Origin of the sequence: Stenotrophomonas sp. SMYL11 (genome assembly GCF_036320005.1) — a bacterium.
Taxonomy (GTDB): Bacteria; Pseudomonadota; Gammaproteobacteria; order Xanthomonadales; family Xanthomonadaceae; genus Stenotrophomonas; species Stenotrophomonas maltophilia_A.
The window spans coordinates 69,497-92,463 of record NZ_JAWIRS010000008.1 but is presented as its reverse complement, the minus strand read 5'-3'; the positions used below and the strand labels follow the sequence as shown (position 1 = coordinate 92,463).

The following is a 22,967-nucleotide window of genomic DNA, read 5'->3' as shown; positions in this document are numbered from 1 at the left end:
TGTCATTAAAGCACGGACACAACGATGGATTCTTAGGCGATAGCGTCGTCGATAGCATCAATGGGGTGGCGCCTGGCCACGCTGGAGCTTCATCGACATGTCAGTTGCTTCTGTTGAGACGGCCGGATCATCACGCTTTGGAGTGGTGCTGGCGGGCTGCCTGACGGCGCTCACCATTCCGTTGAGCATTGCCAGTCCCGCCGTTGGCATTCCCGCCATCCGGGACGCGCTCGGTGGTTCGCCTGCGGCGTTGTCCTGGATCATCAACGCTTATCTGTTGACCTACGGCTGCACCACGCTGGTGGCCGGTGGGCTGGCCGATCTGCATGGCAGGCGCCGGATCTGGATTCTGGGCGGCGCGTCGTTTGCGCTCGTCACCGGCCTGATCCCCTTGATGCCCGGTGTGGCGTGGATCAATGCTCTGCGACTGCTTCAGGGAATGGCGGCGTCGGCTGCGTTTGCCGGTGCGATGGCGTCGCTGGCGCAGGTGTTCGACGGCCAGGCGCGGGCAAGGGTGTTCAGCCTGATCGGCACTACCTTTGGTGCAGGAGCCGCAGGCGGTCCGCTGCTGGCAGGCGGGTTGATTGATGCGCTGGGCTGGGAATGGGTGTTCTTCCTGCCTGCGTTGCTGGCCGCCCTGACCGTACCGTTGGTCGCCCTGTCATCCGTCGAATCGAAGAGCGCCGGTTCGCCTCGCCTGGACTGGCTTGGCGCCGTCACCTTCATGCTGGCGCTGGGGTCACTCACCTACGCCATGATCGTGCTGCCGGAACGCGGCCTGTTGCATCCGCAGACGCTGGTACTGCTGGCGCTCTCGATGGTGTTGCTGGCCGCGTTCATTGCCGTCGAGCGCTCCCATCGAACACCGCTGCTGGATCTCGGGCTGTTCCGCAACCGGCGCTTTGTCGGCGTGCAGATTCTCGCCGCTGCGCCTGCGTTCTCGTACGTCGTCCTTCTGGTGGTGCTGCCGGCGGGGTTCATCGGTGTTGAAGGGCTGCGGCCCACCGAAGCCGGACTGGCGATGGCAGCACTGTCTGCGCCATTGCTGGTTGTTCCCCTGGTTGCCGGTTACCTGCTGCGCTGGATTCCGGCGCGGGCGCTGTGTTGTGCGGGCCTGTTGATCGGCGCGCTTGGGCTGGCATGGCTGGCGCAGGTGTTCCAGCTACCTTCGGTGCGCTGGATGCCGATGCTGGTCATCGGGATCGGCATCGGCCTTCCCTGGGGGATCATGGATGGACTGGCGGTCAGTGTGGTCGGCAAAGAGCAGGCGGGCATGGCCGCTGGCATTTTCAATGCGATGCGACTGGCAGGTGATTCCATTGCCCTCGCGCTTGTCGGCATCATGCTTTCTGCCCGGATTGGCGGGAGCGTAGCGCTGGAAGCCGGCGTCGTGGCCCGTGCAGCTGTGCACCGGCTGTCCACGGGCGACCTTGGCGGAGCGGTGGAGGCATTGCCCGGCGTTTCGAGAACGGCGCTGGCCCAGGCATACATGGAGTCCGTCCGTGGCCAGCTGTTTGTCCTGGCGATGGCGACCGTGCTGACCGCCATCGTGCTCGGGTACCTGTTGCGCGAAGAGGTCGAGCCTGGCCTGCGCAGAGTCGGTCAGTAGCGCGGGTTGGCGATGGCCGGCAGCACCAGTTCGCGCACGAAGCCGGACGGTGACAGCTGCAGCAACGCGCGCACCACCGCAACGACGTCGTGCACCGGCACCAGCTCGCCGTCGCCGCGCGCTGCGGCCTCTGCCACCGGCACCGACAGTGCATCGTCGGTGTTGAGGTAGCCCAGCTGCAGGCTGGTCACCGCCAGGCGGCGATCGCGGAAGCCCTCGCGCAGTGCATCGGCGATACCGTTGAGCGCGAACTTGGATGCGCCGAACGCCACTTCCGGGCGGCCGCTGCGTGGCAGTGCCGAGGTCGAGCCGGTCAGCACCAGCTGCGGGCGTGGCGCGCCCAGCACCCGCGGCAGCAGGCGCTGCAGCAGCACCAGGGTCGCGGTGATGTTGACGTCGACCAGTTGGGTGAGCGCGGCATCGGTTTCGTCGAGGAAGGCGTACTCGTCGCTGAAGGCGGTCTGTTCCCAGATGCCCAAGTTGTGGATCAGCACATCCAGATCGGCCGGTGCCTGCGCTGCGATGTGATTCGCAGCCAGGGTCGGCTGGGACAGATCGGCTTCGATCCACTGCAGGGTGACGCCCTCGGGGCATTCAATATCGCGCGGTCGGTTGCGTGAAACGCCGATGACGGTGTCGCCTGCACTGCACAGGCCTTCCACGAACGCCCGACCGAGGCCCCTGCTGGCGCCGATGACCATCAATTTCATGTTGCTTCCTTGTTGTACTGCGGCGGCCTCAGTCGACCGCCAGAACGGTGTCCCAATCGGCGAACGCACGCAGGCCGCTGCGTTCGGCGGTAATGATCGAGGCGGTGTTGTCGAGCTGGCAACGGTACTGCGGCTGCAGCCCGGCCGCCCGTGCGGACACGGCCATGACGTGTACCAGCTGGCGCGCGTGCCCGCGACCGCGGGCCTCGGGCAGGGTCAGCACGCCCATGTCGGCCAGGGCCGGATCCAGGCTCCACGGGTACATGCTTCCCGCGGCAACCAGCCGCTCGCCATCGAAGGCGCCGAACACCTGCCAGTGGTCCAGCTCGATCCAGGCGGCATCCAGATCCTCCTCGCTCGCGCTGGCCTGGAACCCGTCGAACGCGGCTGCGTCGGCCGGGCCAAGACGGCGGATATGTGGCGGTGCAGGGCGCTCGGCCAGGGCCGCAAGTTCTGCGGCGGGGAAGTAGAAGACGCGATCCGCGCCATGCGTGCGCTGGCCGAGCTGTTGCAGGCGCAGTTGCAGCTGCGGGAGCGTCCAGTGCGGCTGCGCGTGCAGTTGCAGGCGAGCGGCCAGGGCCGGGCGCAGCAGTGCGCGCGCGGGGCCCGCGACCGGCTGCAGCAGCATGCCGTCCTCGCCCTCATCGAAATCATCGCTGCACGCCAACTGCAGCAGTGGATCATCCTGCAGCATGCGCTGCCCGGAGAACACGCTGCGCCAGGTCGCATCGATCAACGGGGCAAACACATCATCCATGACCGGTGTCTCGCTCAGTGCCGGGGCAGGTCCACCTGCAGGCCGGCGGCCTTCCATTCGGGGTAACCGGCGGCAAGCCGCTGCGCGGTCAGTCCGGCCTCGCGCAGCATCGCCACCGCATCGTTGGACAGCACGCAGTAGGGACCGCGGCAGTACGCGACAATGTGGACGGCACGCGGCAGTTCGTCCATCCGTGCACGCAGTTCCGTAACGGGAATGTTCAGCGCGCCGGGCAGGTGTCCCAGATCGAATTCCTCACGCGGCCGCACATCCAGCAGCACCACGCTGCTGCGTTGTTCCAGCAACTGCTCGACAGTCAGGCCTTCCAGAGCATCGCGGCGCTGCAGGCTGTCGTGGATCACGCCGTGCATCTCGCTGCGCTGGTGGTCGGCATAGTCGCGCAGCGCGGCCAGCAGGTTGCCCAGCGGACCCTCACCACTGCGGTAGAGGATGCGCTTGCCATCGCGTCGGGTCTGAACCAGGCCGGCACGGCGCAGCTGCTGCAGATGCTGGGAGGTATTGGCCACCGACAGCCCGGTCAGTTCGGCCAGGCGCTCCACTGCGCGCTCGCCCTGGGCGATGTGCTCCAGCAGGGCCAGGCGATGGGCATGGCCGAGCGTGCGGGCGATTTCGGCCAAGGCTTCCAGCGGTGAGAGCGGTGGCTCTGTTGCAGCGTTCATGCGGCGCACGCTAGCATCGCTCTATCATTCAAGCAAATAATTGAAGGTGAGCGATATGGCTGGCCTGGCGACATTCGTGATGGATGCGGTGGTAGTCGGCGTGGGAGCGACTGCGGTGATGGATCTGTGGGCCCTGCTGCAGCGGCGGTTGCTCGGCATTCCCTCGCTGGATTTCGCGATGGTGGGCCGCTGGCTGGGGCATCTGCCGCGCGGTCGCTTCCGCCACGATGGCATCGGCCGCTCGGCAGCGGTCAGTGGCGAGCGCGCGCTGGGTTGGACCGCGCATTACGTGATCGGTGTGGTCTTCGCCGCGTTGCTGCTGGCCGTGGTGGGGAACGGTTGGGTGCAGGCGCCGACACTGTGGCCGGCGCTGGCCTTCGGCATCCTCAGCGTCGCCGCACCGTTCCTCATCCTGCAGCCGGGCATGGGCGCGGGCATTGCCGCTTCAAAGACCCCGGCGCCGGGCAAGGCGCGCCTGCGCAGCCTGGTGGCGCACAGTGTGTTCGGCCTGGGCATGTACCTTTCCGCGTTGTTGTTGGCTGCGGTCCATGCAGGATGAGCGAGAATCCGTGGGGTCACCGGCAACAGGAACACCTCGGCATGGAAGCACCCGAATCCATCACTGATGACATGCCGCTGCCGTGGGCTTGGCAAGAGGCGTTGGCCGATGCGCGCATCGAGCGGCAATCGATCGGTGTGTCGCGTGCGGATGTTGCCCGCGTGCATCGGCCGGGCCAGGCCGATGCCTTCCTGAAGTCGGAAGTGATCGACGCCTTCAGTGAGCTGGGCGATGAGATCGCACGCCTGCGTTGGCTGCAGGCACAGCGACAACCGGTGCCAACGGTGATTGCCACTGCCGAAGAGGCGGGCCGGCGCTGGTTGCTGATGAGCGCGCTGCCTGGCCGCGACCTGGCCTCGTCGCCGGAGCTCGCGCCGCAGCAGCTGGTGGAGCTGCTGGCCGACGCGCTACGCGGGCTGCATGCGTTGCCGGTGGCAGCCTGTCCGTTCGACCAGCGACTGGCGTCGCGCGTGCAGGTCGCGCAGGCCCGCGTTGAAGCGGGCCTGGTGGATGCCGATGATTTCGATGACGAACGCCTGGGGCAGAGTCCACAGCAGGTCTTCGCCGAACTGTGCAGTACCCGGCCCGACCATGAAGACCTGGTGGTCAGCCATGGAGACGCCTGCCTGCCGAACCTGATGGCGGTCCAGGGTCGCTTCAGTGGTTTCATCGACTGTGGCCGGCTGGGTGTGGCCGACCGCTACCAGGACCTGGCGCTGGCCGCGCGCAGCCTGGTCCACAACTTCGGCGACACGCGTTGGGTCGCGCCGTTGTTCCAACGCTACGGCGCGGTGGCCGACGAGCGCCGGCTGGCGTTCTACCGGTTGCTCGACGAGTTCTTCTGAGCCCGCGCATGGCTGGCGATGGCCGCGCAGATCAGGCCACCGACCACGCTCAGGTGCTCCAACGCGAAGAACAGGGCCAGCTGCTGTTCGGCGCCGTGCTTGTTCCAGAAGGTATGCACGATGACGATGGTCAGCAGCATGAACACCGCCAGCGCGCCGCTGCCCAGCCAGAGCAGGCGATCAAGCAGCAGGCACAGTGCGCCGCCCAGCAGCACCACGGCGCTGGCGATGTTGAACAGCACAGGCGGTTGCAGCCCGGCCGCCTGTATTTCGGCCACGCTGTTGTCCCACGCCAGCAGCTTGGCCAGGCCCGAGGACAGGAACACCACGGCCAGCAACAGCCGCGCGAGGAACCACAGCACGCGGCTGTCGAGCAGGGTGATGATCATCCGTGGCATGCAGGAACTCCGGCTTGAGCGTGGGACAGGCCGCGCAGCATCGGGCCTCAACCGCAGTTGAGGTCAAGGCTGGCTGAACGGAGCCCGGCGTTGGCCGGATTGCCAGCTTCTAATTGGACGAACGTTCGTTCACTATTTGCGCCATGAACCGAGCCGACCGCAACGAGCAACGCATCGCGCAGATCCTGCAGGCCGCCCTGCAGTGCTTCCTCGTGAAGGGATTCCACCAGACCAGCATGCGTGACATCGCGCAGGCGGCCGGCGTCAGCCTGGGCAATCTCTACAACCACTTCCCGGGCAAGGAAGCGATCATCCTTGCGGTGGCGGTGGCCGAGAGCGAAGAGCTGGCACCGTTGCTGCAGCGACTGGCCGCGTCCGATGGCGAACGCACACAGGTGATGGCCTTCCTGCAGGACTTCCATGCGCTGTGCCGGCAGCCGGAGTGGGCAACACTTGCAGTGGAGGTGCTGGCCGAGAGTGCACGCAATCCGGCCGTCGCCGAGGCCTTCGCGGCCAATCGCAGGCAATTGCAGGCGACGCTGGCCGAAGCCCTGCAGCAGATGGCACAGCGCGAACGTCGGCGTCCCGTACTGGCGCCGGCACTGCAGGCGCAGGTGCTGCTGGATGCCATCGAAAGCGACGCACTGCGTCGGGGGCTGGGCGAAGCCGATGGCACCAATGAGGCATCGCTGGATCTTGGCCTGCTCGCGCTGCTGCTCGGGGCACGCGCATGAATGCTGCTGACCGGCGGTTGCACGGTCTGGACCTGGCGCGTTACCTGGCACTGGCCGGCATGGTGCTGGTGAATTTCCGTCTGGCGATGGCCGTGCCGGCAGAGGGTGAGGGTTGGCTGGCAGGGTTCTTCCATCTGCTGGAAGGCAAGGCTTCGGCGACGTTCGTTACGCTGGCTGGCTTGGGCCTGGTGTTGGCCACGCAGCGGCAAGGGTGGTGGCCGGCCAGCGTGCAGACCTGGAGGCGCGCGCTGTTCCTGATGGTGCTGGGCCTGCTCAACCTGACCCTGTTCCCGGCCGATATCCTGCACTACTACGCGGTGTATTTCGCGTTGGCAGTACTGTGGCTGCGTGCCTCGCCGCGGGTGTTGCTGGCCAGCATCGTGGGCCTGGCGGCCTGTTCGTTCTGGGCGTTGCTGCATTGGGATTACAGCCAGGGATGGAACTGGCAGACGCTGGAATACGCCGGTCTGTGGCAATGGCCGGGCGCGGCCCGCAACCTGCTGTTCAATGGCTTCCACCCGTTGATGCCGTGGCTGTGCTTCTTCCTGCTGGGCATGCTGCTGGCGCGCCTTCCGTTGTCGCAGCCGCGGGTGCAGCATGCATTGCTGGTGCTGGGGCTGTTGCTGATCGGCGCCGGCCAGGGCGTGCAGCATATTGCGCAGGGAACGCCGTGGCAGGCGTGGCTGGGTACGCAGCCGATGCCGCCAGGACCCGCCTACGTGCTTACCGGTGCGGGCGCGGCCTGCAGTGTCATCGCCGCCTGCCTGTGGCTGACGCGCGTGCGACCGGGCGACTGGCTGGAGCCGTTCACCGCGGCCGGGCGCATGACCCTGACCCTGTATGTGGGTCACATTCTGCTGGGCATGGGCACGCTGGAAAGCCTGGGCCTGCTTGATGGCAGTGCCTCGCTCGCGTCGGTGCTGTTGTGGGCGCTGCTGTTCCTGATGCTGGCGACCGCTGCGGCGTGGCTGTGGTCATGGCAGTTCGCGCGCGGTCCACTGGAGGCGGTGATGCGCCGTATTGCAGGCTAGTTCTCTGGTCGTGCCGACGCGATGTTGTGACGGACATGTCTGTGTCGTGGCGAGCGCATCTGCGATAGTGGCGGCAGGTAACACTTTCCGCTTGCATCCATGTCATTCGCTTCGGCGCAGCATCTCGGCGAAGTCCTGCAACAATCCTATGGCATCACCCCGACCGCCGTGGTGCCACGCCCGGTGGGCGCCGACGCCAATGCCAGCGTGTATCGCGTCGATGCGCGGCACGGGCAGTGGTGGTTGAAATGCCGCACCTACCAGGTCGACCCATCGGTGTGGGACAGCCTGCACTGGATGCGCGGCACGTTGGGTATCGATGAGATCGTCGCGCCGTGGCCGGCACTGACCGGTGGTGCGTCGGTACAGCGCTGGGGATTGCAGTTCACCCTGTTCCCTTACGTGGAAGGCCAGTCCGGGTTCGAGGCAGCGTTGAGCCGCACCCAGTGGAAACGGCTGGGTGAGGTGCTGCGGCGCCTGCACGGCGCGCAGCTGCCGGCGGAACTGCAGCAGGCGCTGCCGATCGTCCGGCTGGAAATCGCGGCGCTGGAGACCGTTGGGCAATGGCTGGCCGGCGAGGGCCTGGCGGCCGCGAAGGACGGGCTGGGCCGCGCATTCGTTTCGGTATGGGACCAGCAGCACGCGCGCATCACAGCGCTGCATGTACAGGCACGGGAACTGCTCGCGGCCTTGCAGGACGTGCCGGTAGACCTGCATCTGTGCCACACCGATCTGCATGCCGGCAACCTGCTGATGGGCAATGACGGTGGGCTGCACCTGATCGATTGGGATGGCCTGTCGCTGGCACCGCGCGAGCGCGACCTGATGTTCATCGGTGCGGCGGTTGGCGGGCGCTGGGGGCGCGAGAATCCGCTGGGCTTCGAGGACGGCTACGGCAGCGACCGCGGCGATCCGCGCTGGATCGCCTGGTACCGGCACTGGCGCATCCTGCAGGATCTGATCGAGTTCCAGCAGGTGCTGCTGGGCAGCGATGGTGAGGAGCGCTCGCCGCAACTGCGCCGGCAGTCGCTGCATTACCTGGGCGAGCAGTTCGCGCCGGGCAATGTGTTCGATGCGGCGGAGCGGGTGTATCGGGCGCTGGATTAGGTTATGGGCCGTTGCCAGGATCGCGCCGGGTAGAGTCGACTGTTAGTCGACTGCTCTTCGATTGGAACAGGCAAAGCCCGCGCTGCGCGCGATAGCCGACTAACAGTCGACTCTACCAAGGGCTTGTCCATCGAGGCGGTTGTCATTCGGCGGGCTTGGCTGCCGCCGAGGCCGCTGCGCTTGCGGCGCGGCGCGACAGCACGGCCTCGCGATGGGCGATGTAGGCGTTGGCGGCGAGGATGATGCCGGCACCGATGATCGTCCAGCGGTCCACCGTTTCGTTGAACAGCAGCCAGCCGAACAGCGTCACCAGTGGCAGTTGCAGGAAGCTGATCGGGGTCAGTGCCGAGACTTCACCCAGGCGCAGCGCACGCGTCCACAGCAGCTGGCCGACGGTGCCCAGCACGCCGGTGGCCAGCAGCCACAGCCACGCCATGCCGGTGGGCCAGACCCACACGAACACGGCCGGCACCAACGACAATGGCACCCAGAACACGTAGGTGTAGAGCACTACGGTATCGGCACTGTCGATGCGGGTGAGCTGCTTGATCTGGATCGCCACCAGCGAACTCAGCACGGCGGCGGCCACCGCGACCAGACTGCCGGCGGTGAAGCCGGCGGTGCCGGGACGCACGATCACCAGCACGCCGATGAAGCCGACAACCACCGCCGCCCAGCGACGCACGCGCACGGTCTCGCCCAGCCACAGCACGGCGGCGATGGTGACGAACAGAGGCGTGGAGTAGGAGAGCGACACCGCCTGCGCTAGTGGCAGGTGGCCCAGTGCCCAGAATGCGCACAGCATCGAACCCAGGCCGATCGCACTGCGCACGAAGTAGCGCGGCAGCTGTTGGGTCTTCAGCGGCGCGTGGCCTGGCCGCAGCAGCATCGGCAGCAACGCCAGCAGGCCGAAGGCATTGCGGAAGAACGCCACTTCCTGGGTGGGCACGTAGCGCGTGGCATAGCGGATCGCCACCGCCATCAGGCCGAAGGCCATCGTGCTGCCGAGCATCAGCAGCGCCGCCCGCATCGGGGTGGCGCTGGGGGAGAGGGCGGGGATGTTCACCACTGTGCGCCGAGCAGGCGGGGCTCCGGTTCGATCGGCACGCCGAACTTCTCCAGCACGGAAGCAGAGATGCGTCGCGCCAGCGCCAGCAGTTCAGCGCCGGTGGCGTTGCCGTGGTTGACCAGCACCAGTGCGTGGCTCGGCGCCACGCCAGCATCGCCTTCGCGGAAGCCCTTCCAGCCGCAGGACTCGATCATCCATGCCGCCGAGACCTTGCGCTTGCCGTCCTGGTCGGACGGGAACACCGGCAGCTCGGGGAAGTGCTGCAGCAGCACGTCGACCTGTTCCAGCGGCAGCACCGGGTTCTTGAAGAAGCTGCCGGCGTTGCCCAGTACATCCGGGTCGGGCAGCTTGCGGCGGCGGATCGCGATCACCGCATTGGCCACGTCCACCGCGCTGGGCAGCTCCACACCCTGTGCCTGTAGTTCCTCGCGGATGCCGGCGTAGTCCATGCGCAGGTCGTGCAGCAGCGGCAGCTTGAGTTCGATGGCGGTGATCAGGTAGCGATCAGGCTGTTGCTTGAACACGCTGTCGCGGTAGGCGAAGCCACACTGTTCGTTGTCCAGCCGCACCCAGGCCTGTTCCTGGCAGTCCCAGGCTTCAACGGCCTGGATGAACTCGCCGACCTGCGCGCCGTAGGCGCCGATGTTCTGGATCGGCGCGGCACCGGCGGTGCCGGGAATCAGGGCCAGATTTTCCAGGCCGGACAGGCCTTCCTGCAGCGACCACATCACCAGGCCATGCCAGGGCACGCCGGCCCCGGCGCGGATCACCGCATGGTCGGCGCGGTGCTCAAGGAAACTGATGTCACGGTTGCCGAACACCAGCACGGTGCCCGGCAGATCCTCGGCGATCAGCACGTTGCTGCCGGCACCCAGTACCAGCAGCGGGCCGTTGGCCACCTCGGGCAGTGCCAATACCTCCGGCAGCAGCGCGGCATCGTGCAGTTCAAGCAGCTGAGCGGCGCTGGCCTGCACATGGAAGGTGTTCAGGGCCTGCAGCGGCGCATTGCGGGTGAGCGTCCAGCGCAGCGGGGCGTTGCCGTCGACGGTATCCATGGGCGCGCTCACAGTGGGGCCACCGCGCCGCGGCTCGGCGCTTCGCGGCGGCGACGGATCGCCTCCACGCATTCGGAGACGAGGGCCGGGCCACGGAAGATCAGGCCGCTGTAGCACTGCACCAGGGCCGCACCAGCAGCCATCTTGGCCACCGCGTCGGCACCGGACAGGATGCCGCCGACCCCGATCAGTGGCACCGACTCGGGCAGGCGCGAACGCAGGCGGCGCAGTACCAGGGTGGACTGCTCCAGCACCGGCGCACCGGACAGGCCACCGGCCTCGTTGGCCAGCGGGTCGCCGGCTACCTTGCTGTGGTCGATGGTGGTGTTGGTGGCGATCACGCCGTCCACCTGCAGTTCGCCCAGTACGCGGGCAGCGGCATCGATGTCGCGCTCGCTCAGGTCGGGTGCCACCTTGACCAGCATCGGTACGCGGCGGCCGTGGCGGGCCGCGAGATCTTCCTGGCGGTCGCGCAACTGGCTGACCAGCTGGCGCAGCGCGGTTTCTTCCTGCAGCTCACGCAGGCCGGCGGTGTTGGGCGAGGAAATGTTGACAGTGATGTAGTCGGCCAGCGGGTACACCTTGTCCAGGCAGGCGATGTAATCGTCCACGGCCTGTTCGTTCGGGGTGTCCTTGTTCTTGCCGATGTTGATGCCGAGCAGGCCGCGGCGGTTGCGCGCGCGCTCGACGTTGCGCACCAGCGCGTCCACGCCCGCATTGTTGAAGCCCATGCGGTTGATGATCGCGTTGTGTTCCGGCAGGCGGAACAGGCGCGGCTGCGGATTGCCGGCCTGCGGGCGCGGGGTGATGGTGCCGATTTCGACGAAGCCGAAACCCAGCGCGAACAGCGCATCAATGTGCTCGCCATTCTTGTCCAGGCCGGCGGCCAGGCCGACCGGATTGGGGAAGGTCAACCCGAACACCGTGCTGGGCATCGGCGCGATGCGTGCGGCCAGCAGCGGCGTGGTGCCGGTGCGGTAGGCCAGGTCCAATGCGGACAGGCCAAGGCCGTGGGCGCGCTCGGCGTCGAGCGAGAACAGGAAGGGGCGGGCAAGCGAATACATGCGTCGGTTCAGTCCAGCGTGCCGAGGAAGGCTCGGGTTCGATATTCAAAAGCAACCTGGCCGTCGACCGCGTGGGCGGCGAACAGGTCCTGCAGAGCGTCGATCATCGGCGCGTGGCGCGGATGACCGGCTTGCGGGGCATAGGAGGAGGACAGCAGGCGCCCGCGCAGGGCGTCGAAGTCCAGGTGCTGCACGTTCGGCAGCTCGACCATGCCGCGCAGGCCGGGGCCGAACCAGGCCTGCATGGTGGCATCGTCCTGGTAGCGCTCGGCCACGGCGGAGTAGTCGGTGCCGTAATCCAGCAGCAACTGTTCGTAGCAGACCAGGAACGGACTGGCATCGAGCAGGCGCGAATTCCAGTAGATCAGTGCCAGGCCACCCGGGCGCAGGATGCGCTGCCACTCGGCGCGTACCGCTACGGTGTCGAACCAGTGGAAGGCCTGCGCGACGCTGACCAGATCGACGCTGGCGTCGTCCAGTGTGGTGGCCTCGGCGCGGCCGTCGACCGCGCGGAACTGCGGGTACTGCGGTGCCAGCCACTGTTCTGCGGCAGCGCGCATGGCGGCGTTGGGTTCAACCGCGACTACCGGATGGCCGCTGGCCAGGAACAGGCGACTGGAAATACCGGTCCCGGCGCCGATGTCGGCGACCAGCGCCTCGCGGCTGACGCCCATCGGGCCGTGCAGCCACTCCAGCAGCGCGGGTGGGTAATCGGGCCGGTAGCGGACGTAATCGGCGACGCGGCTGCTGAAGCGTTCAGTGCTGTCGGAGGCGGTCATGGCAGTCAGTTCGACATCGCAGCGAGCCAGGCCAGGCCGCCGAAGAACAGGATGAAGACCAGGATGGCGGCGATCACCGCGCCGACCATCACCCAGCCCAGTACCAGACCGGTGACGGCCAGGCCATCGCCTTCCAGTTCATGCGGGCGGCGGCGGATCTCGGCGCGGGCCATGTGGCCGGTGATGATGGCCACGATGCTGGCCACGAAGGGCAGGACGGTCCAGCTGGCGATGCCCATGACCAGGCTGACCACGGCCAGGGCGCTTGTCTGTCGGGGTGCCACGCTCATCGGGGTCCTCCTTGGCAGTGTGCACATGATAGTGCCTCTGCCCGGGCAATCCCATGCCCGGCGGATGCGATGGTGGGCGTCGACCTTGGTCGACGAAGGGCATTCCAGCCGAGGTAGGCGTCGACCTTGGTCGACGAAAGGCATTTCAGCCGTGGTAGACGTCGACCTTGGTCGACGAAAGGCATTCCAGCCATGGTAGGCGTCGACCTTGGTCGACGAAAGGCATTCCAGCCATGGTAGGCGTCGACCTTGGGCGACGAAAGGCATTCCGGCCATGGTAGGCGTCGACCTTGGTCGACGAAAGGCATGCCAACCAAGGTTGGCAACTACCGGAGTGCCGGTGTCAGCCCATCAACACCTGGCCACCATCCACGTTGAGCACATGGCCGGTGATCCAGCGCGCCAGCGGCGAGCACAGGAACAGGGCGGCATCGGCGATCTCACGCGGGTGGCCGAAGCGACCGAACGGAATCTTCGCCAGCGTACCGTGGTACAGGGCGGGATCTTCGATGCGGCGGCGGTCCCAGAGGCCGTCATCGAACTCGATCGAGCCCGGTGCGATCGCGTTGACGCGGATCCGGTCCTTGGCCAGCGCGAGGGCCTGCGAGGTGGTGTAGTGCGACAGCGCGGCCTTGGCGGCGGCGTAGGGCGCACCACCGGGACGCGGCTGCTGCGCGGCGATCGAAGACAGATTGAGGATGCAGGCGTCGCTGGATTTGCGCAGCCAGGGCAGGGCCAGGCGAGAGGCCCGAACCGCCGCCATCAGGTCGATCTGCAGGCTGGCGGCCCAGCCGTCCTCGTCGTCGGCCATGCCGTAGCCGGTGGCGTTGTTGACCAGCACATCGATGCCGCCGAGCGCGTCGGCGGCGGCCTGCAGCCAGGCCTGGATCTGGCCGGGGTCGGCCAGATCGGTAGAAAACGCGTGCAGTTCGAAGCCCTGCGCCTGTGCATCGGTGCGCAGGGCATCCAGACCGGCCTGGCCGCGCGCGCAGACCGAGACCTGCGCACCAGCGCCGGCAAACGCCAGCGCCATTTCACGGCCAATGCCCTTGCTGCCGCCGGCAATCAGCACGCGGCGGCCGGTGAAATCAATCACCGGCCTGCCACCCTGTAGAGCCGAGCCATGCTCGGCTGCATTTCCTGCGGTGTTCATGATGCATCCTGCCGAGCATGGCTCGGCATTACAGAAAGCGTTACAGGTCGAACTTGATGCCCTGGGCCAGCGGCAGCGAATCCGAATAGTTGATGGTGTTGGTCTGGCGGCGCATGTAGACCTTCCACGCATCCGAGCCGGACTCGCGGCCACCGCCGGTGTCCTTCTCGCCACCGAAGGCGCCACCGATCTCCGCACCGGACGTGCCGATGTTGATGTTGGCGATGCCGCAGTCGCTGCCGGCCGCCGACAGGAACTTCTCGGCGGTCTTCAGGTTCTGGGTGAAGATCGAGGACGACAGGCCCTGCGGCACGCCGTTCTGCATGTCGATGGCTTCGTCGATGCTGTCGTACGGCATCACGTACAGGATCGGCGCGAAGGTCTCGTGCTGGACCACGGCGTCGCTGTTCTTCAGGCCCGAGACGATCGCCGGCAGCACGAAGTTGCCTGCGCGGTCGATGCGGGTGCCGCCGGTTTCGATGGTGCCGCCGGCCGCCTTGGCCTGGGCGATGGCATCGAGGAACTGCTGCACGGCGCCATCGCTGTTCAGCGGGCCCATCCGGTTGGCGGCATCGGTCGGGTCGCCGATCTTGCCTTCCACCTGCTTGTAGGCCTTGACCAGCGTGGCCAGCACGTCGGCATAGATCGAGCGGTGCACGATCAGGCGGCGGGTGGTGGTGCAGCGCTGGCCGGCGGTACCGACCGCGCCGAACACGATGCCCGGCACGGCCAGCTTCAGGTCGGCGGTTTCGTCCAGGATGATGGCGTTGTTGCCACCCAGCTCCAGCAGGCAGCGGCCGAGGCGGCGCGCAACCTTTTCGTTGACGGTGCGGCCAACCTGGGTCGAGCCGGTGAAGCTGATCAGCGGCACGCGGCGGTCATCGACCATCTTTTCCGACAGCGCGGTGCCGGCATCGTTGATCAGGAAGAAGATGTCCGGGAAGCCGGCTTCACGCAGGGCGTCGTTGCAGATCTTCAGCGAGGCGATGGCGGTCAGCGGCGTCTTGTTGGACGGCTTCCAGATGCACACGTCGCCACAGATGGCGGCCAGGAACGAATTCCAGCTCCACACCGCGACCGGGAAGTTGAAGGCCGAGATGATGCCGACCAGGCCCAGCGGGTGGTACTGCTCGTACATGCGGTGGCCGGGGCGCTCGGAATGCATGGTGTAGCCGTACAGCATGCGGCTCTGGCCCACGGCGAAATCGGCGATGTCGATCATCTCCTGCACTTCGCCGTCGCCTTCCGGCTTGCTCTTGCCCATTTCCAGGGCGACCAGCGAACCCAGCGCATCCTTGTGCTTGCGCAGCGCTTCGCCGCACAGGCGCACGGCCTCACCGCGGCGCGGGGCAGGCGTGGTGCGCCAGACCTTGAAGGCTTCCTGGGCGCGGGCGACGACGGTCTCGTACTCGGCCTCGGTGGTCGCGCGGACCTGCGCGATCGGCTCGCCGGTGGTCGGGTTGACCGGGGTGATCAGCTCACCGCTGGTCGCGCTCGACCACTCCCCGTTGCCCAGGTACGTGCCAGCGTTGATCGCGTCCAGGCCAAGGGACTTGAGCAGCTCGGAAGACATGCAGACTCCTGTGTTTCGTTACGTTGTTTGGCGCCATCGCGGGCAGGTGGGGGACGCGATGAACAGAACCGCCGATGGTAGCAGAGGGAGGTTGCTGGGCTTTGGTGCGGTGCGGGGTGAAACCGCACCGATAGGCCGTCCCCATACGGGTGCCTGTTCAGGCAGGCAGGGCTTCGTCCAAGCTGCGCGCGGTGTCAGGAATGGCCGGCTGCGGCGACCATGCGGGAGGATTGCGATGCCACTGCCAGGCACTGGCGATGATTGGCGCCAACTCGGTCCATATGGGTCGCCAACCCAGCACTTGCCGAGCGCGGGTGGAGGAGGCGACCAGGCTGGCTGGATCGCCCGGCCGGCGGTCCGCCAACTCGAATGGAATGCTTCGCCCACTCACCTCTGCGGCAGCGGCGATGACCTCGCGGACAGAGAAGCCCTGACCATTGCCCAGGTTGAAGGCGTGCGCGCCGGGCGTGTGCTCCATGTACTCAAGAGCCAGTGCGTGTGCCTGGGCCAGGTCCTGCACGTGTACATAGTCGCGCACGCAGGTGCCATCGGGCGTTGTGTAGTCATCGCCGAACACCTTCATGGCGTTGCCGATGCCCAATGCGGCACGCAGGACATTGGGAATCAGGTGGGTTTCGCAGGCATGGGCCTCGCCGATGCCCTGGTCGGGCAGGGCGCCTGCGGCATTGAAGTAGCGCAGGCAGGTTGAACGCAGGCCGTAGGCTGTGGCTGCGTCAGCGAGGATCCGCTCTGCCATAAGCTTGCTGGCGCCATAGGGGTTGATGGGCGCCTTGGGGTGGTCCTCATCGATCACGTCCGACTGTGGATTGCCGAACACCGCAGCGGTGGAGGAGAACACGATGCGATCGATGTTGTGGCGGCGCATGGCGGCCAGCAGGTTCAGTGTGCCAGTGACGTTGTTGGCGTAGTAGGCATAAGGATCAGTAACGGACTCACCGACCAGCGAGCGGGCAGCGAAGTGCATCACGGCATCGAACTGGCGACCATGGAGAGCGCGTTCGAGCGCTTCGGGATCCAGCAGGTCGGCTTCCAGCAGTTCGCCCCAACGGACCGCGTCGCGGTGGCCCGTGGACAGGTTGTCGAGCACGGTTACGGAGTGGCCGGCCTCGGCCAGGTACTGGGCCATGTGGCTGCCGATGTAGCCGGCGCCGCCGCAGATGAGGATATGCGTCATGAGGTTTCCGTCCTTGATGTTACTAATTCACGAGAGGGTGTCGGTTTACTTCAGGCGAGGGATTTAGCCTACCTTTGAAAGGTTCGTGAGCTGCTTTGCGACGTAGACGCCAGGCTCGGAGATCGACTTGCGGACAACTGCTCCCGCTCCGATGGTTACGCCATCACAAATTCGCACGCCCTTGAGGATTAATACGTTGGATCCAACCCAGCAGTTACTGCCGATCACTATGGGGGCGGTCAGGAAGCTATCCTTCAGCGGTATGCCCGTTTCTGAAATGGCGTGATCGTGATCGTAAATGCGAACCCCTTCGCCAAAGAGCGTGTTCTCTCCAATGTCTACCCTGCTCATGCAGTTGAGAGAGCATCCATTATTAAAGAATACGCCCGACGAAATGATGACCTTTCCTCCGTCACAGAATATCGAAAGATCGCTTCTAGAAATTATTTTTCCAATGGATACGCTTCCTCCCGATCTTATTTTTATATTCAGGCGAGGGCCGAATCCGATGGGATGTGCCGCCAGTGTGCTAGGGCCGTAGCACATACTCAGCAATATGATCTTCAAGGCGGCTAGTACCAACTCCACTAGCCTCATGACTCTATAGGTCATTTCAATTTCCCTACAATTTGTAGCCAAGCGTGTGCTGGGAACTTTCGGCGAGTAATACGAGCGCAGAAAGGACGATGAATGAGTAGAGGTACAGGGCGCTCTTAAGAGGGGAGGGTGCTCTTAACCTGTCAACCAATAGCGCTGCCTGGAGGGGGGCCGCCAGCAACAAGAATGGCATGTACCGTTCGGCAAAGTCTGCTGTGTTTACGCCAAATAGAATTAGCGATAGAAAAAGGCAGGTGTACTTGTGTAGGAAGCTGTTACTTAGAGATCTTGGGTTAATGAAGGAAAGGAATGTTGCTGACAATAGGGTGCATATCCAGAAGTTTGCCGTCTTCCATACCGCTCCTACATGCGATTCATGTGTCCCTGAGAAATACAGATTGAACTTGTCAGTCAAGCTGGATATGCCAATAGCGGCGACTAGGTCTCCTATGATCTTGGAGGCCAGCGTGGAGAAGATAAGTGCGCTGAGAGCAACGATCAGGTAGGCCCTGTCTCGATCAAGAACGCGTAGGTTGAACAATGGAGCTGCGAGGAACGCCACGCTGGACCAGTGCAAGCCAATCGCTACGGCAATGAGGAGGGACGCAGAGATGCGGCGCCTCTGGAAGAACAGGAAGAATCCAAGCGCGCCCAGCGGAGCCGCAAGCGCCTGTCGCATGATGTTCCCTGAGTACACGAGGAAGAACGTAAGAAAAACCAGGGCGAATATCGCGCTTGACAGCCCTAACGAGCGGGCCGCGCTACGATAAAAGAGCCATGTTGCGACGAACACCAATACGAAATTGGCGATCAGCCAGTTCGAGGCATTAAGAAAAGTTGCCAGAATGCTCTGAAGCGGCCACCAGAGAAATTCCGTATTGCCGTAGTAAAGGGTCCCGATCGCGATTGCGCTAGTTGGCCCATTCAGATTGGAGTAGGTGAGGACGTAGCGAAATGTGTCATTACCGGCGTCAAGGGGTCTTAGTGCGACTAAATAGAACCCGTATACAAATACCGGTGCTGCCAGAAGCATCAGTTTCAGCGCCCTCGCGCTGGCGCTTGTGGTCGCTGCATACGCTGGCGTGTTGCGAATGGTGAGGCAAATAATTGCAGCGCCAAAGAAAATCGGAAGGAATAGTGAGAGCAAGACTTCAGTGCTCATTGTAATAGGCTGTCTTGTCGGATTTCAGAGGGATGCCGTAAAGTTCGTGTAGGCGTTTGTCAAAGGCGGACAGCGAGAAACGGGTCTTCGCTTCAATATTTGCCGCGCGCTTGATTCGATTGAAATCAAGGCTGTCATTGACGATGCTCTGAATAAACTCCTTCGCTTCGCGCGGATTGGAGTAGAGTAGCCCAGTTCTCCCATGATCGATGACATCGACATTCCCTGCACATTTGTTGGCAATTACCAAGGTATTGCTGGTCATTGCCTCGATGATGGATACAGGAAGGCCCTCCCATCGTGCGGTTGAGAGGTAAATGTCTGCGGCGTTCAGCTCGGCGTAGACGCCAGTCTTGGGTAACCATCCAGTAATTGAAACGCCACTGTCGGCTAGCTTATCAACTGCTTCAAGCTCCCCGTGGCCAATCCATTTGAATTCTACGTCGATGCCTTCATCCAGGCACGTTCTTGCAATGGTCGCAAATTCCTCGGGTCCCTTCTGTAAGCGCACGCCCCCTGCTGTCACGACCTTTATCGGGCCGTTGCGTGGCGTGGCGTCAATTGATTCAACTGTCGAAACGGACTCTACGGCATTCTCTAGAAGCTTGGCGTTGGCGCCGGTCCAGCGAAGAATTTCATTCTTCTCACTCATTGAGCACGCGAGGTATGTGCATCGCCTAATGCTGGCCAGGCGTTCCAGACCTGCGAATATGAATCGCTTGGCGCCGATATCCTGGCGCATGACAGAGATGCAGTGAGGGCTATAAAAAATCTTTGCTTTCCGCAAAATGCCAAATGTGGCGAGGCGTCCGATGAAGCCCGCAAAAGAGGAGTGCAGGTGGACGATATCCGGTCCTAGCTGAACTATCTTCTTGCGCAATGGCCAAATCGCTCTGAATGCATTCGAGCCTCCCATCGGAAGCTCGTGGAGCTTGATATCTTGATGAAACAGAGTGGCGACATTGTGTGGAGTTTCAGGTCGTCTGGAGTAGATAACATGAACATTTAAGCCTCTAGCTGCCGAAAGATTCGCTGCGGCACATACCATGGTGAGAGTGCCAGTAGCGGTCGCTTCGACGACGTGAACAACTCTGCTCATGGTCAATGCCTTCCTGTGCGCTTGAAAAGCTCGGCCATGCGCTCGAAGTCGGCATCCAGAGTGATCGGTGCTGCACCTTGGGGGAATTTCGACAGCATCGCTGACGCTTTCTCCAGGATCTCTTCCGTACTGGGGCAGTCGACCGCCGTGATGTAACTGGCCTGTTGCAGCCATGTCTCAATGAGATTTCGGACTTTCCCGTTGAGGTTATCCATTGCAACGCAGGGTGTGCCCGTAATTGCGCAGAATATGACACCATGCAGTCGATCAGTGATTACCAGTCGGGACGAAAGATAGGCGTCCCAAATTGCTGATATCGAGCCTTCGCGCTCGTTCAGCTGATGATGCATGTTGTCAACGTTGGTGTCACGGTGTATGACTCGAATTCCGGCCTTCAGCAGCTCATGCTCCACTGAATTAATCATTTTTCCATCGAGTCCCGACTCGATATCTCTGCGAATCGAAAGTACTACCTGGTTTCTTCTGGGTTCTGTGGAGGAAACTGGTGCCAAGCTGATGACGGTATCTGGGTGAAGCGCAATCTCATTTTGTGGGAAGCTGGACTTCATCTCGTTGTAGCTGGTCTGATCTCTGGCAATTAACGTCAATCTGGTGTGCTGCGAGTAGATGCGTTTGGATTTGGCAAGAAATTCTGCGCCGGCCGAGGAGCGCTCGAAGAATACTGATTGCGGAAACTGATAGATGCGGTTTCTTTTAAATAGACGTATCAAGAATCGGCGTTGCTGTTCCGCATCCTTGTAGATGGTCCCCATATTTCCGCCACCTGTCAGAAATATAATGTCATCCACGGTGGAGTGCTTCTTGGCCACTCGGGCCGACTCGTAAGTGTTGCTGTGAGTAATTTCAACCACGTCGTAGCCGTGGAGATTCTTTTCTAGGAAGGATTTCTGTGCAAGGCCAATTGCCAGGTCGCCAATATTGCCTAGGTCAGGGACCATGAAAATATACGCTGTACGGCCCTTTCGCTGGTGGCTAGAGGGGAGCTTTGCCGGGAGGAAGTGATACTTAAACAGATTGACAATTTGAGAAGGGATTAGCCGTTTGGCGTCCTTCAGCATTGCGAGTTCAAGAAGAATTAGCGCAGCGGCCAGTTCGTTCCCAAGAAGAAATACATAAATTCGGCCCTTGATGCCGAGCTTACTCTGATCCGGCTTCCCGACTTCGCGAAGCGACTTCAATTCATGTCTTGTTTGGTTGAACTTACTGCGTAGCGGAATTTTTGCGTCGGACACGATGCGCTTTATCTTCCACTTGACGTCCATGTAAGTATTGAGGGCCTGATCATGTGTCATGCGCCGGGTTCCTTCTTGGGGCCGAGTACAAACAGATTGCGTAGGCTGATCACCAGCTTGGTTGGGAGAATTCCGGCGACAATTGATCTGCAGATATGAAAGTAATCAAATGGAGAGGCGCCCAGTGCGGGGTAGTAGTGCAGACGCGCCTTGATTTCGCCGCTGCGATTCTTCAATGTTCGCTTCCTGAAGTCGCCCGGGTTGACGCGATAGTTGAGCAGGATTTCGTCCATAACGAAGATTCGCTTCCCAGCTACGACGAGCTTGCACCAAAGTGCCAAATCTTCCGCGCGGTGATAATTGTCGTACATTCCTTCCGAAATGACGTCGCTACGACGATAAATTACCGCCGGATGAATTGGGGCGTCGCCGTGCATGAGCTGCTTTGGTCCCTTCTCTCCGGGCTTTCCGAGAATATGGCCATTGCCGGTTTCATTGGAAAACTCTATTGCAAGAGAGGCTGCCACAGTGAATTCTGGGTGGTCGCACATGAATTTATAAAGCTTTTCAATGCGATCATTCATTGCTATGTCATCAGTATCCATTCTCACGATGAGCGGCGCCCTCGCGGCTTGGATTGCTAGATTTAGCGAATAGACGAAGCCTCTATTTTCGCCGTTGTGGATAACCCTGATCCTGCTGTCGCCAATTCGTGCCTTCAGTTCTTCGAGGTCATTTCTTCCGCCATCGTCCACAATGATGAGCTCAAAATCATCAAACGTTTGAGTCGTGATACTCCGTACCGATGCCTCAAGATGTCTTGGATCCGTATTAAATTCAGCCATGATGACTGAGATGGCTGGATTCCTGGTTTCCACTGTAGTTCCTGTTAGGATGTTATTCTATTTAGATTAGTGCGCATACTGAGTGTGCGCACTCCTGAAAATAGCGGTGCGTCTAACGTAGATGGCAATCGAAAAAAGCAGTAGTAATCCTATTTCGGTTCCGAGGGTGGCAACCGCCGCTCCCGTAGCTCCGTGCCCCGGAATAAGTAGCACGTTGAGGGCCACGCAGAGGGCAGCGCAGAGTGCTTTGATTGTCACGCGCATTCGCATTTGAGAGCCGGTAGTCAGAATCGCACCGATACTGGTGCTGACGAATCGAATCGGGGCGCAGATCGCCAGAGTCACAAGGACGGGCTTGGCGTCCTGGAATCTCGAGCCATACAGGACGTTGATGATGAAGTCGCTGGCGAGCCAAATGGCAAGTCCGCATGCGGTACCGGCCGCGAGCATCGAGGCGCTTCCGGCTTTGAGCGCGCGGAGCAGCTTGGTCTGATCATGATGAGCCCATCGATGAAGCTTCGATAGAAGAAACTTGGTGTAAAGCGTCGTCGGCAAGAGGTACGTCGCATTCATTATCGTGAAGGCGGCAAAATATATGCCTGCGTCGCGATCCCCGGCGAGATACAGCAGCAGAATATTGCTGCATTGGAAGTAGGCAAGGTAGAGAAGGGTGTCGGCGCCATAGGGCCAGACGTGTACGAGCGTCCTCAGTGCTCCTGGGGCTTCCTCTGTGTCCTCGCCCGCCCGGTTGCCGTGGTGCCCGAGCGGTTCAAAATCATTGCGCAGCATCCGGCGCAGCTGCTGGATTGCGATAGCAACAATGATCACTGCTGCTAGCGAGTACGCTGCGCTGGTCTCAAGCAGGATTTCGCCAGTGGCAGTCATCACAATGGGAAAGATGAGCGCGAATCTCAGCCCGTGATGAATCACCTGCCATGCTGCGACTGATGCGAATCGTTCCTCAAGCTGAAGCTTGGCTGCCACAAGCTCGACTGCTGCGAAGCCCAAAATGCTTGGCGCCATTAAAGCGAGTGTTTCGGCTGTGCGATGTGAGCCTGGGCCAAGAGCTGCGATGAGGAACAGTGTGAGCACCGCCAGTGTCGAGGATGCTGCAAGGAGTTTCAGGCTGCCGGGAATCCATCTTGCCCCATGACGCCCTTCTCGGCCATAAACACTGAGCCAAAAAGTTTGGAGGCCAAGCCCAGCTACCTGTGAAAGCAACATGCATTGCGCAAGCGCATTGCTGAAGATGCCATAGTCGCCTGGCCCCATATGTCTGCCGAGCACGACCTGGGTAAGGAAGGCCAGTCCTGCTCCCGCCAGTGAGCCGCCCCACAGGAGGCAGATTTGAATTGCGGCTGTAAGTCGAGGGGACTTGGAGGTGCGGGGTGGGCTGCTCACAA

The 22,967-nt window shown here is 62.8% G+C and carries 24 protein-coding genes; 6 read left to right on the top strand and 18 right to left on the bottom strand.

Translation table 11 applies throughout. The annotated features are described in order from the left end of the window. The first annotated feature begins 97 nt into the window (after window positions 1-97). Complete coding sequence (locus V3B46_RS12850) at window positions 98-1,609, top strand: MFS transporter (protein WP_329892062.1); 1,512 nt, start codon at window positions 98-100, stop codon at window positions 1,607-1,609. Here the strand turns inward: V3B46_RS12850 and V3B46_RS12845 are convergent. From V3B46_RS12845 to V3B46_RS12835, 3 genes are read right to left on the bottom strand one after another with little or no spacing between them, the layout of a single operon-like run. Next, window positions 1,603-2,319: an SDR family NAD(P)-dependent oxidoreductase gene (locus V3B46_RS12845; protein WP_329892061.1), complete on the bottom strand. Its 717-nt coding sequence runs from the start codon at window positions 2,317-2,319 to the stop codon at window positions 1,603-1,605. The two genes, V3B46_RS12850 and V3B46_RS12845, sit on opposite strands and share 7 nt — an antisense overlap. A 28-nt stretch (window positions 2,320-2,347) precedes the next feature. Then, entirely contained in the window at window positions 2,348-3,076 is a 729-nt protein-coding gene (locus V3B46_RS12840; protein WP_329892060.1) for a GNAT family N-acetyltransferase, read from the bottom strand. 14 nt (window positions 3,077-3,090) lie between these two features. Further along, on the bottom strand, window positions 3,091-3,756 hold the full coding sequence (locus V3B46_RS12835; protein ID WP_032129739.1) for an ArsR/SmtB family transcription factor: 666 nt from the start codon (window positions 3,754-3,756) through the stop codon (window positions 3,091-3,093). 55 nt (window positions 3,757-3,811) lie between these two features. Between V3B46_RS12835 and V3B46_RS12830 the strand changes: the two genes are divergently transcribed. Both V3B46_RS12830 and V3B46_RS12825 read left to right on the top strand, forming a co-directional pair. Continuing rightward, entirely contained in the window at window positions 3,812-4,315 is a 504-nt protein-coding gene (locus tag V3B46_RS12830; RefSeq protein WP_329892112.1) for a DUF2938 domain-containing protein, read from the top strand. A gap of 41 nt (window positions 4,316-4,356) precedes the next feature. Continuing rightward, window positions 4,357-5,160: an APH(3')-II family aminoglycoside O-phosphotransferase gene (locus V3B46_RS12825; protein WP_329892059.1), complete on the top strand. Its 804-nt coding sequence runs from the start codon at window positions 4,357-4,359 to the stop codon at window positions 5,158-5,160. Here the strand turns inward: V3B46_RS12825 and V3B46_RS12820 are convergent. Continuing rightward, complete coding sequence (locus V3B46_RS12820; RefSeq protein WP_329892058.1) at window positions 5,133-5,558, bottom strand: DoxX family protein; 426 nt, start codon at window positions 5,556-5,558, stop codon at window positions 5,133-5,135. The genes V3B46_RS12825 and V3B46_RS12820 overlap by 28 nt on opposite strands. Window positions 5,559-5,701: 143 nt before the next feature. Here V3B46_RS12820 and V3B46_RS12815 point away from each other — a divergent pair, with 143 nt between their 5' ends. The 3 genes from V3B46_RS12815 (at window position 5,702) to V3B46_RS12805 (ending at window position 8,430) form a co-directional block, all read left to right on the top strand. After that, window positions 5,702-6,292 carry a TetR/AcrR family transcriptional regulator gene (locus V3B46_RS12815; protein WP_049398548.1) on the top strand — a complete coding sequence of 197 codons (591 nt, stop codon included), beginning with the start codon at window positions 5,702-5,704 and terminating at the stop codon, window positions 6,290-6,292. Beyond that, window positions 6,289-7,323: a DUF418 domain-containing protein gene (locus V3B46_RS12810; RefSeq protein ID WP_329892057.1), complete on the top strand. Its 1,035-nt coding sequence runs from the start codon at window positions 6,289-6,291 to the stop codon at window positions 7,321-7,323. The genes V3B46_RS12815 and V3B46_RS12810 overlap by 4 nt, the downstream gene beginning before the upstream one ends. A gap of 99 nt (window positions 7,324-7,422) precedes the next feature. After that, window positions 7,423-8,430: an aminoglycoside phosphotransferase family protein gene (locus V3B46_RS12805; RefSeq protein WP_329892056.1), complete on the top strand. Its 1,008-nt coding sequence runs from the start codon at window positions 7,423-7,425 to the stop codon at window positions 8,428-8,430. 142 nt (window positions 8,431-8,572) lie between these two features. On the opposite strand, the gene V3B46_RS12800 is transcribed toward V3B46_RS12805, so the two are convergent. The 14 genes from V3B46_RS12800 to V3B46_RS12735 all read right to left on the bottom strand — a co-directional run bounded on the left by V3B46_RS12800 (window position 8,573) and on the right by V3B46_RS12735 (window position 22,965). Next, entirely contained in the window at window positions 8,573-9,460 is an 888-nt protein-coding gene (locus tag V3B46_RS12800; RefSeq protein WP_329892111.1) for a DMT family transporter, read from the bottom strand. Window positions 9,461-9,492: 32 nt separating this feature from the next. Beyond that, window positions 9,493-10,554, bottom strand: coding sequence for a UDP-N-acetylmuramate dehydrogenase (gene murB, locus V3B46_RS12795; protein ID WP_329892055.1), 1,062 nt, complete (start codon window positions 10,552-10,554; stop codon window positions 9,493-9,495). Window positions 10,555-10,562: 8 nt separating this feature from the next. Next, entirely contained in the window at window positions 10,563-11,618 is a 1,056-nt protein-coding gene (locus V3B46_RS12790) for a quinone-dependent dihydroorotate dehydrogenase (protein WP_032127499.1), read from the bottom strand. 8 nt (window positions 11,619-11,626) lie between these two features. Then, window positions 11,627-12,397 carry a class I SAM-dependent methyltransferase gene (locus V3B46_RS12785; protein ID WP_329892054.1) on the bottom strand — a complete coding sequence of 257 codons (771 nt, stop codon included), beginning with the start codon at window positions 12,395-12,397 and terminating at the stop codon, window positions 11,627-11,629. Between the two features lie 5 nt (window positions 12,398-12,402). After that, on the bottom strand, window positions 12,403-12,687 hold the full coding sequence (locus V3B46_RS12780) for a DUF4190 domain-containing protein (RefSeq protein WP_010484694.1): 285 nt from the start codon (window positions 12,685-12,687) through the stop codon (window positions 12,403-12,405). Between the two features lie 343 nt (window positions 12,688-13,030). Further along, window positions 13,031-13,840 carry an SDR family NAD(P)-dependent oxidoreductase gene (locus V3B46_RS12775; RefSeq protein ID WP_329892053.1) on the bottom strand — a complete coding sequence of 270 codons (810 nt, stop codon included), beginning with the start codon at window positions 13,838-13,840 and terminating at the stop codon, window positions 13,031-13,033. A gap of 40 nt (window positions 13,841-13,880) precedes the next feature. Beyond that, window positions 13,881-15,413 (bottom strand): L-piperidine-6-carboxylate dehydrogenase, encoded by a 1,533-nt coding sequence (amaB, locus tag V3B46_RS12770; RefSeq protein ID WP_329892052.1) that lies wholly within the window; start codon window positions 15,411-15,413, stop codon window positions 13,881-13,883. 157 nt (window positions 15,414-15,570) lie between these two features. Continuing rightward, window positions 15,571-16,608 (bottom strand): UDP-glucose 4-epimerase GalE, encoded by a 1,038-nt coding sequence (gene galE / locus V3B46_RS12765; RefSeq protein WP_329892051.1) that lies wholly within the window; start codon window positions 16,606-16,608, stop codon window positions 15,571-15,573. A gap of 63 nt (window positions 16,609-16,671) precedes the next feature. Continuing rightward, window positions 16,672-17,220, bottom strand: coding sequence for an acyltransferase (locus V3B46_RS12760; RefSeq protein WP_154263331.1), 549 nt, complete (start codon window positions 17,218-17,220; stop codon window positions 16,672-16,674). 10 nt (window positions 17,221-17,230) lie between these two features. Further along, complete coding sequence (locus tag V3B46_RS12755) at window positions 17,231-18,367, bottom strand: EpsG family protein (protein WP_329892050.1); 1,137 nt, start codon at window positions 18,365-18,367, stop codon at window positions 17,231-17,233. Beyond that, on the bottom strand, window positions 18,357-19,466 hold the full coding sequence (locus tag V3B46_RS12750) for a glycosyltransferase (RefSeq protein ID WP_164171466.1): 1,110 nt from the start codon (window positions 19,464-19,466) through the stop codon (window positions 18,357-18,359). Before V3B46_RS12750 ends, V3B46_RS12755 begins: the two co-directional genes overlap by 11 nt. 2 nt (window positions 19,467-19,468) lie before the next feature. After that, on the bottom strand, window positions 19,469-20,779 hold the full coding sequence (locus tag V3B46_RS12745; RefSeq protein ID WP_329892049.1) for a polysaccharide pyruvyl transferase family protein: 1,311 nt from the start codon (window positions 20,777-20,779) through the stop codon (window positions 19,469-19,471). Then, window positions 20,776-21,597: a glycosyltransferase gene (locus tag V3B46_RS12740; protein WP_154263335.1), complete on the bottom strand. Its 822-nt coding sequence runs from the start codon at window positions 21,595-21,597 to the stop codon at window positions 20,776-20,778. Before V3B46_RS12740 ends, V3B46_RS12745 begins: the two co-directional genes overlap by 4 nt. A gap of 33 nt (window positions 21,598-21,630) precedes the next feature. After that, window positions 21,631-22,965 carry an oligosaccharide flippase family protein gene (locus tag V3B46_RS12735; RefSeq protein WP_329892048.1) on the bottom strand — a complete coding sequence of 445 codons (1,335 nt, stop codon included), beginning with the start codon at window positions 22,963-22,965 and terminating at the stop codon, window positions 21,631-21,633. Window positions 22,966-22,967: the final 2 nt, after the last annotated feature.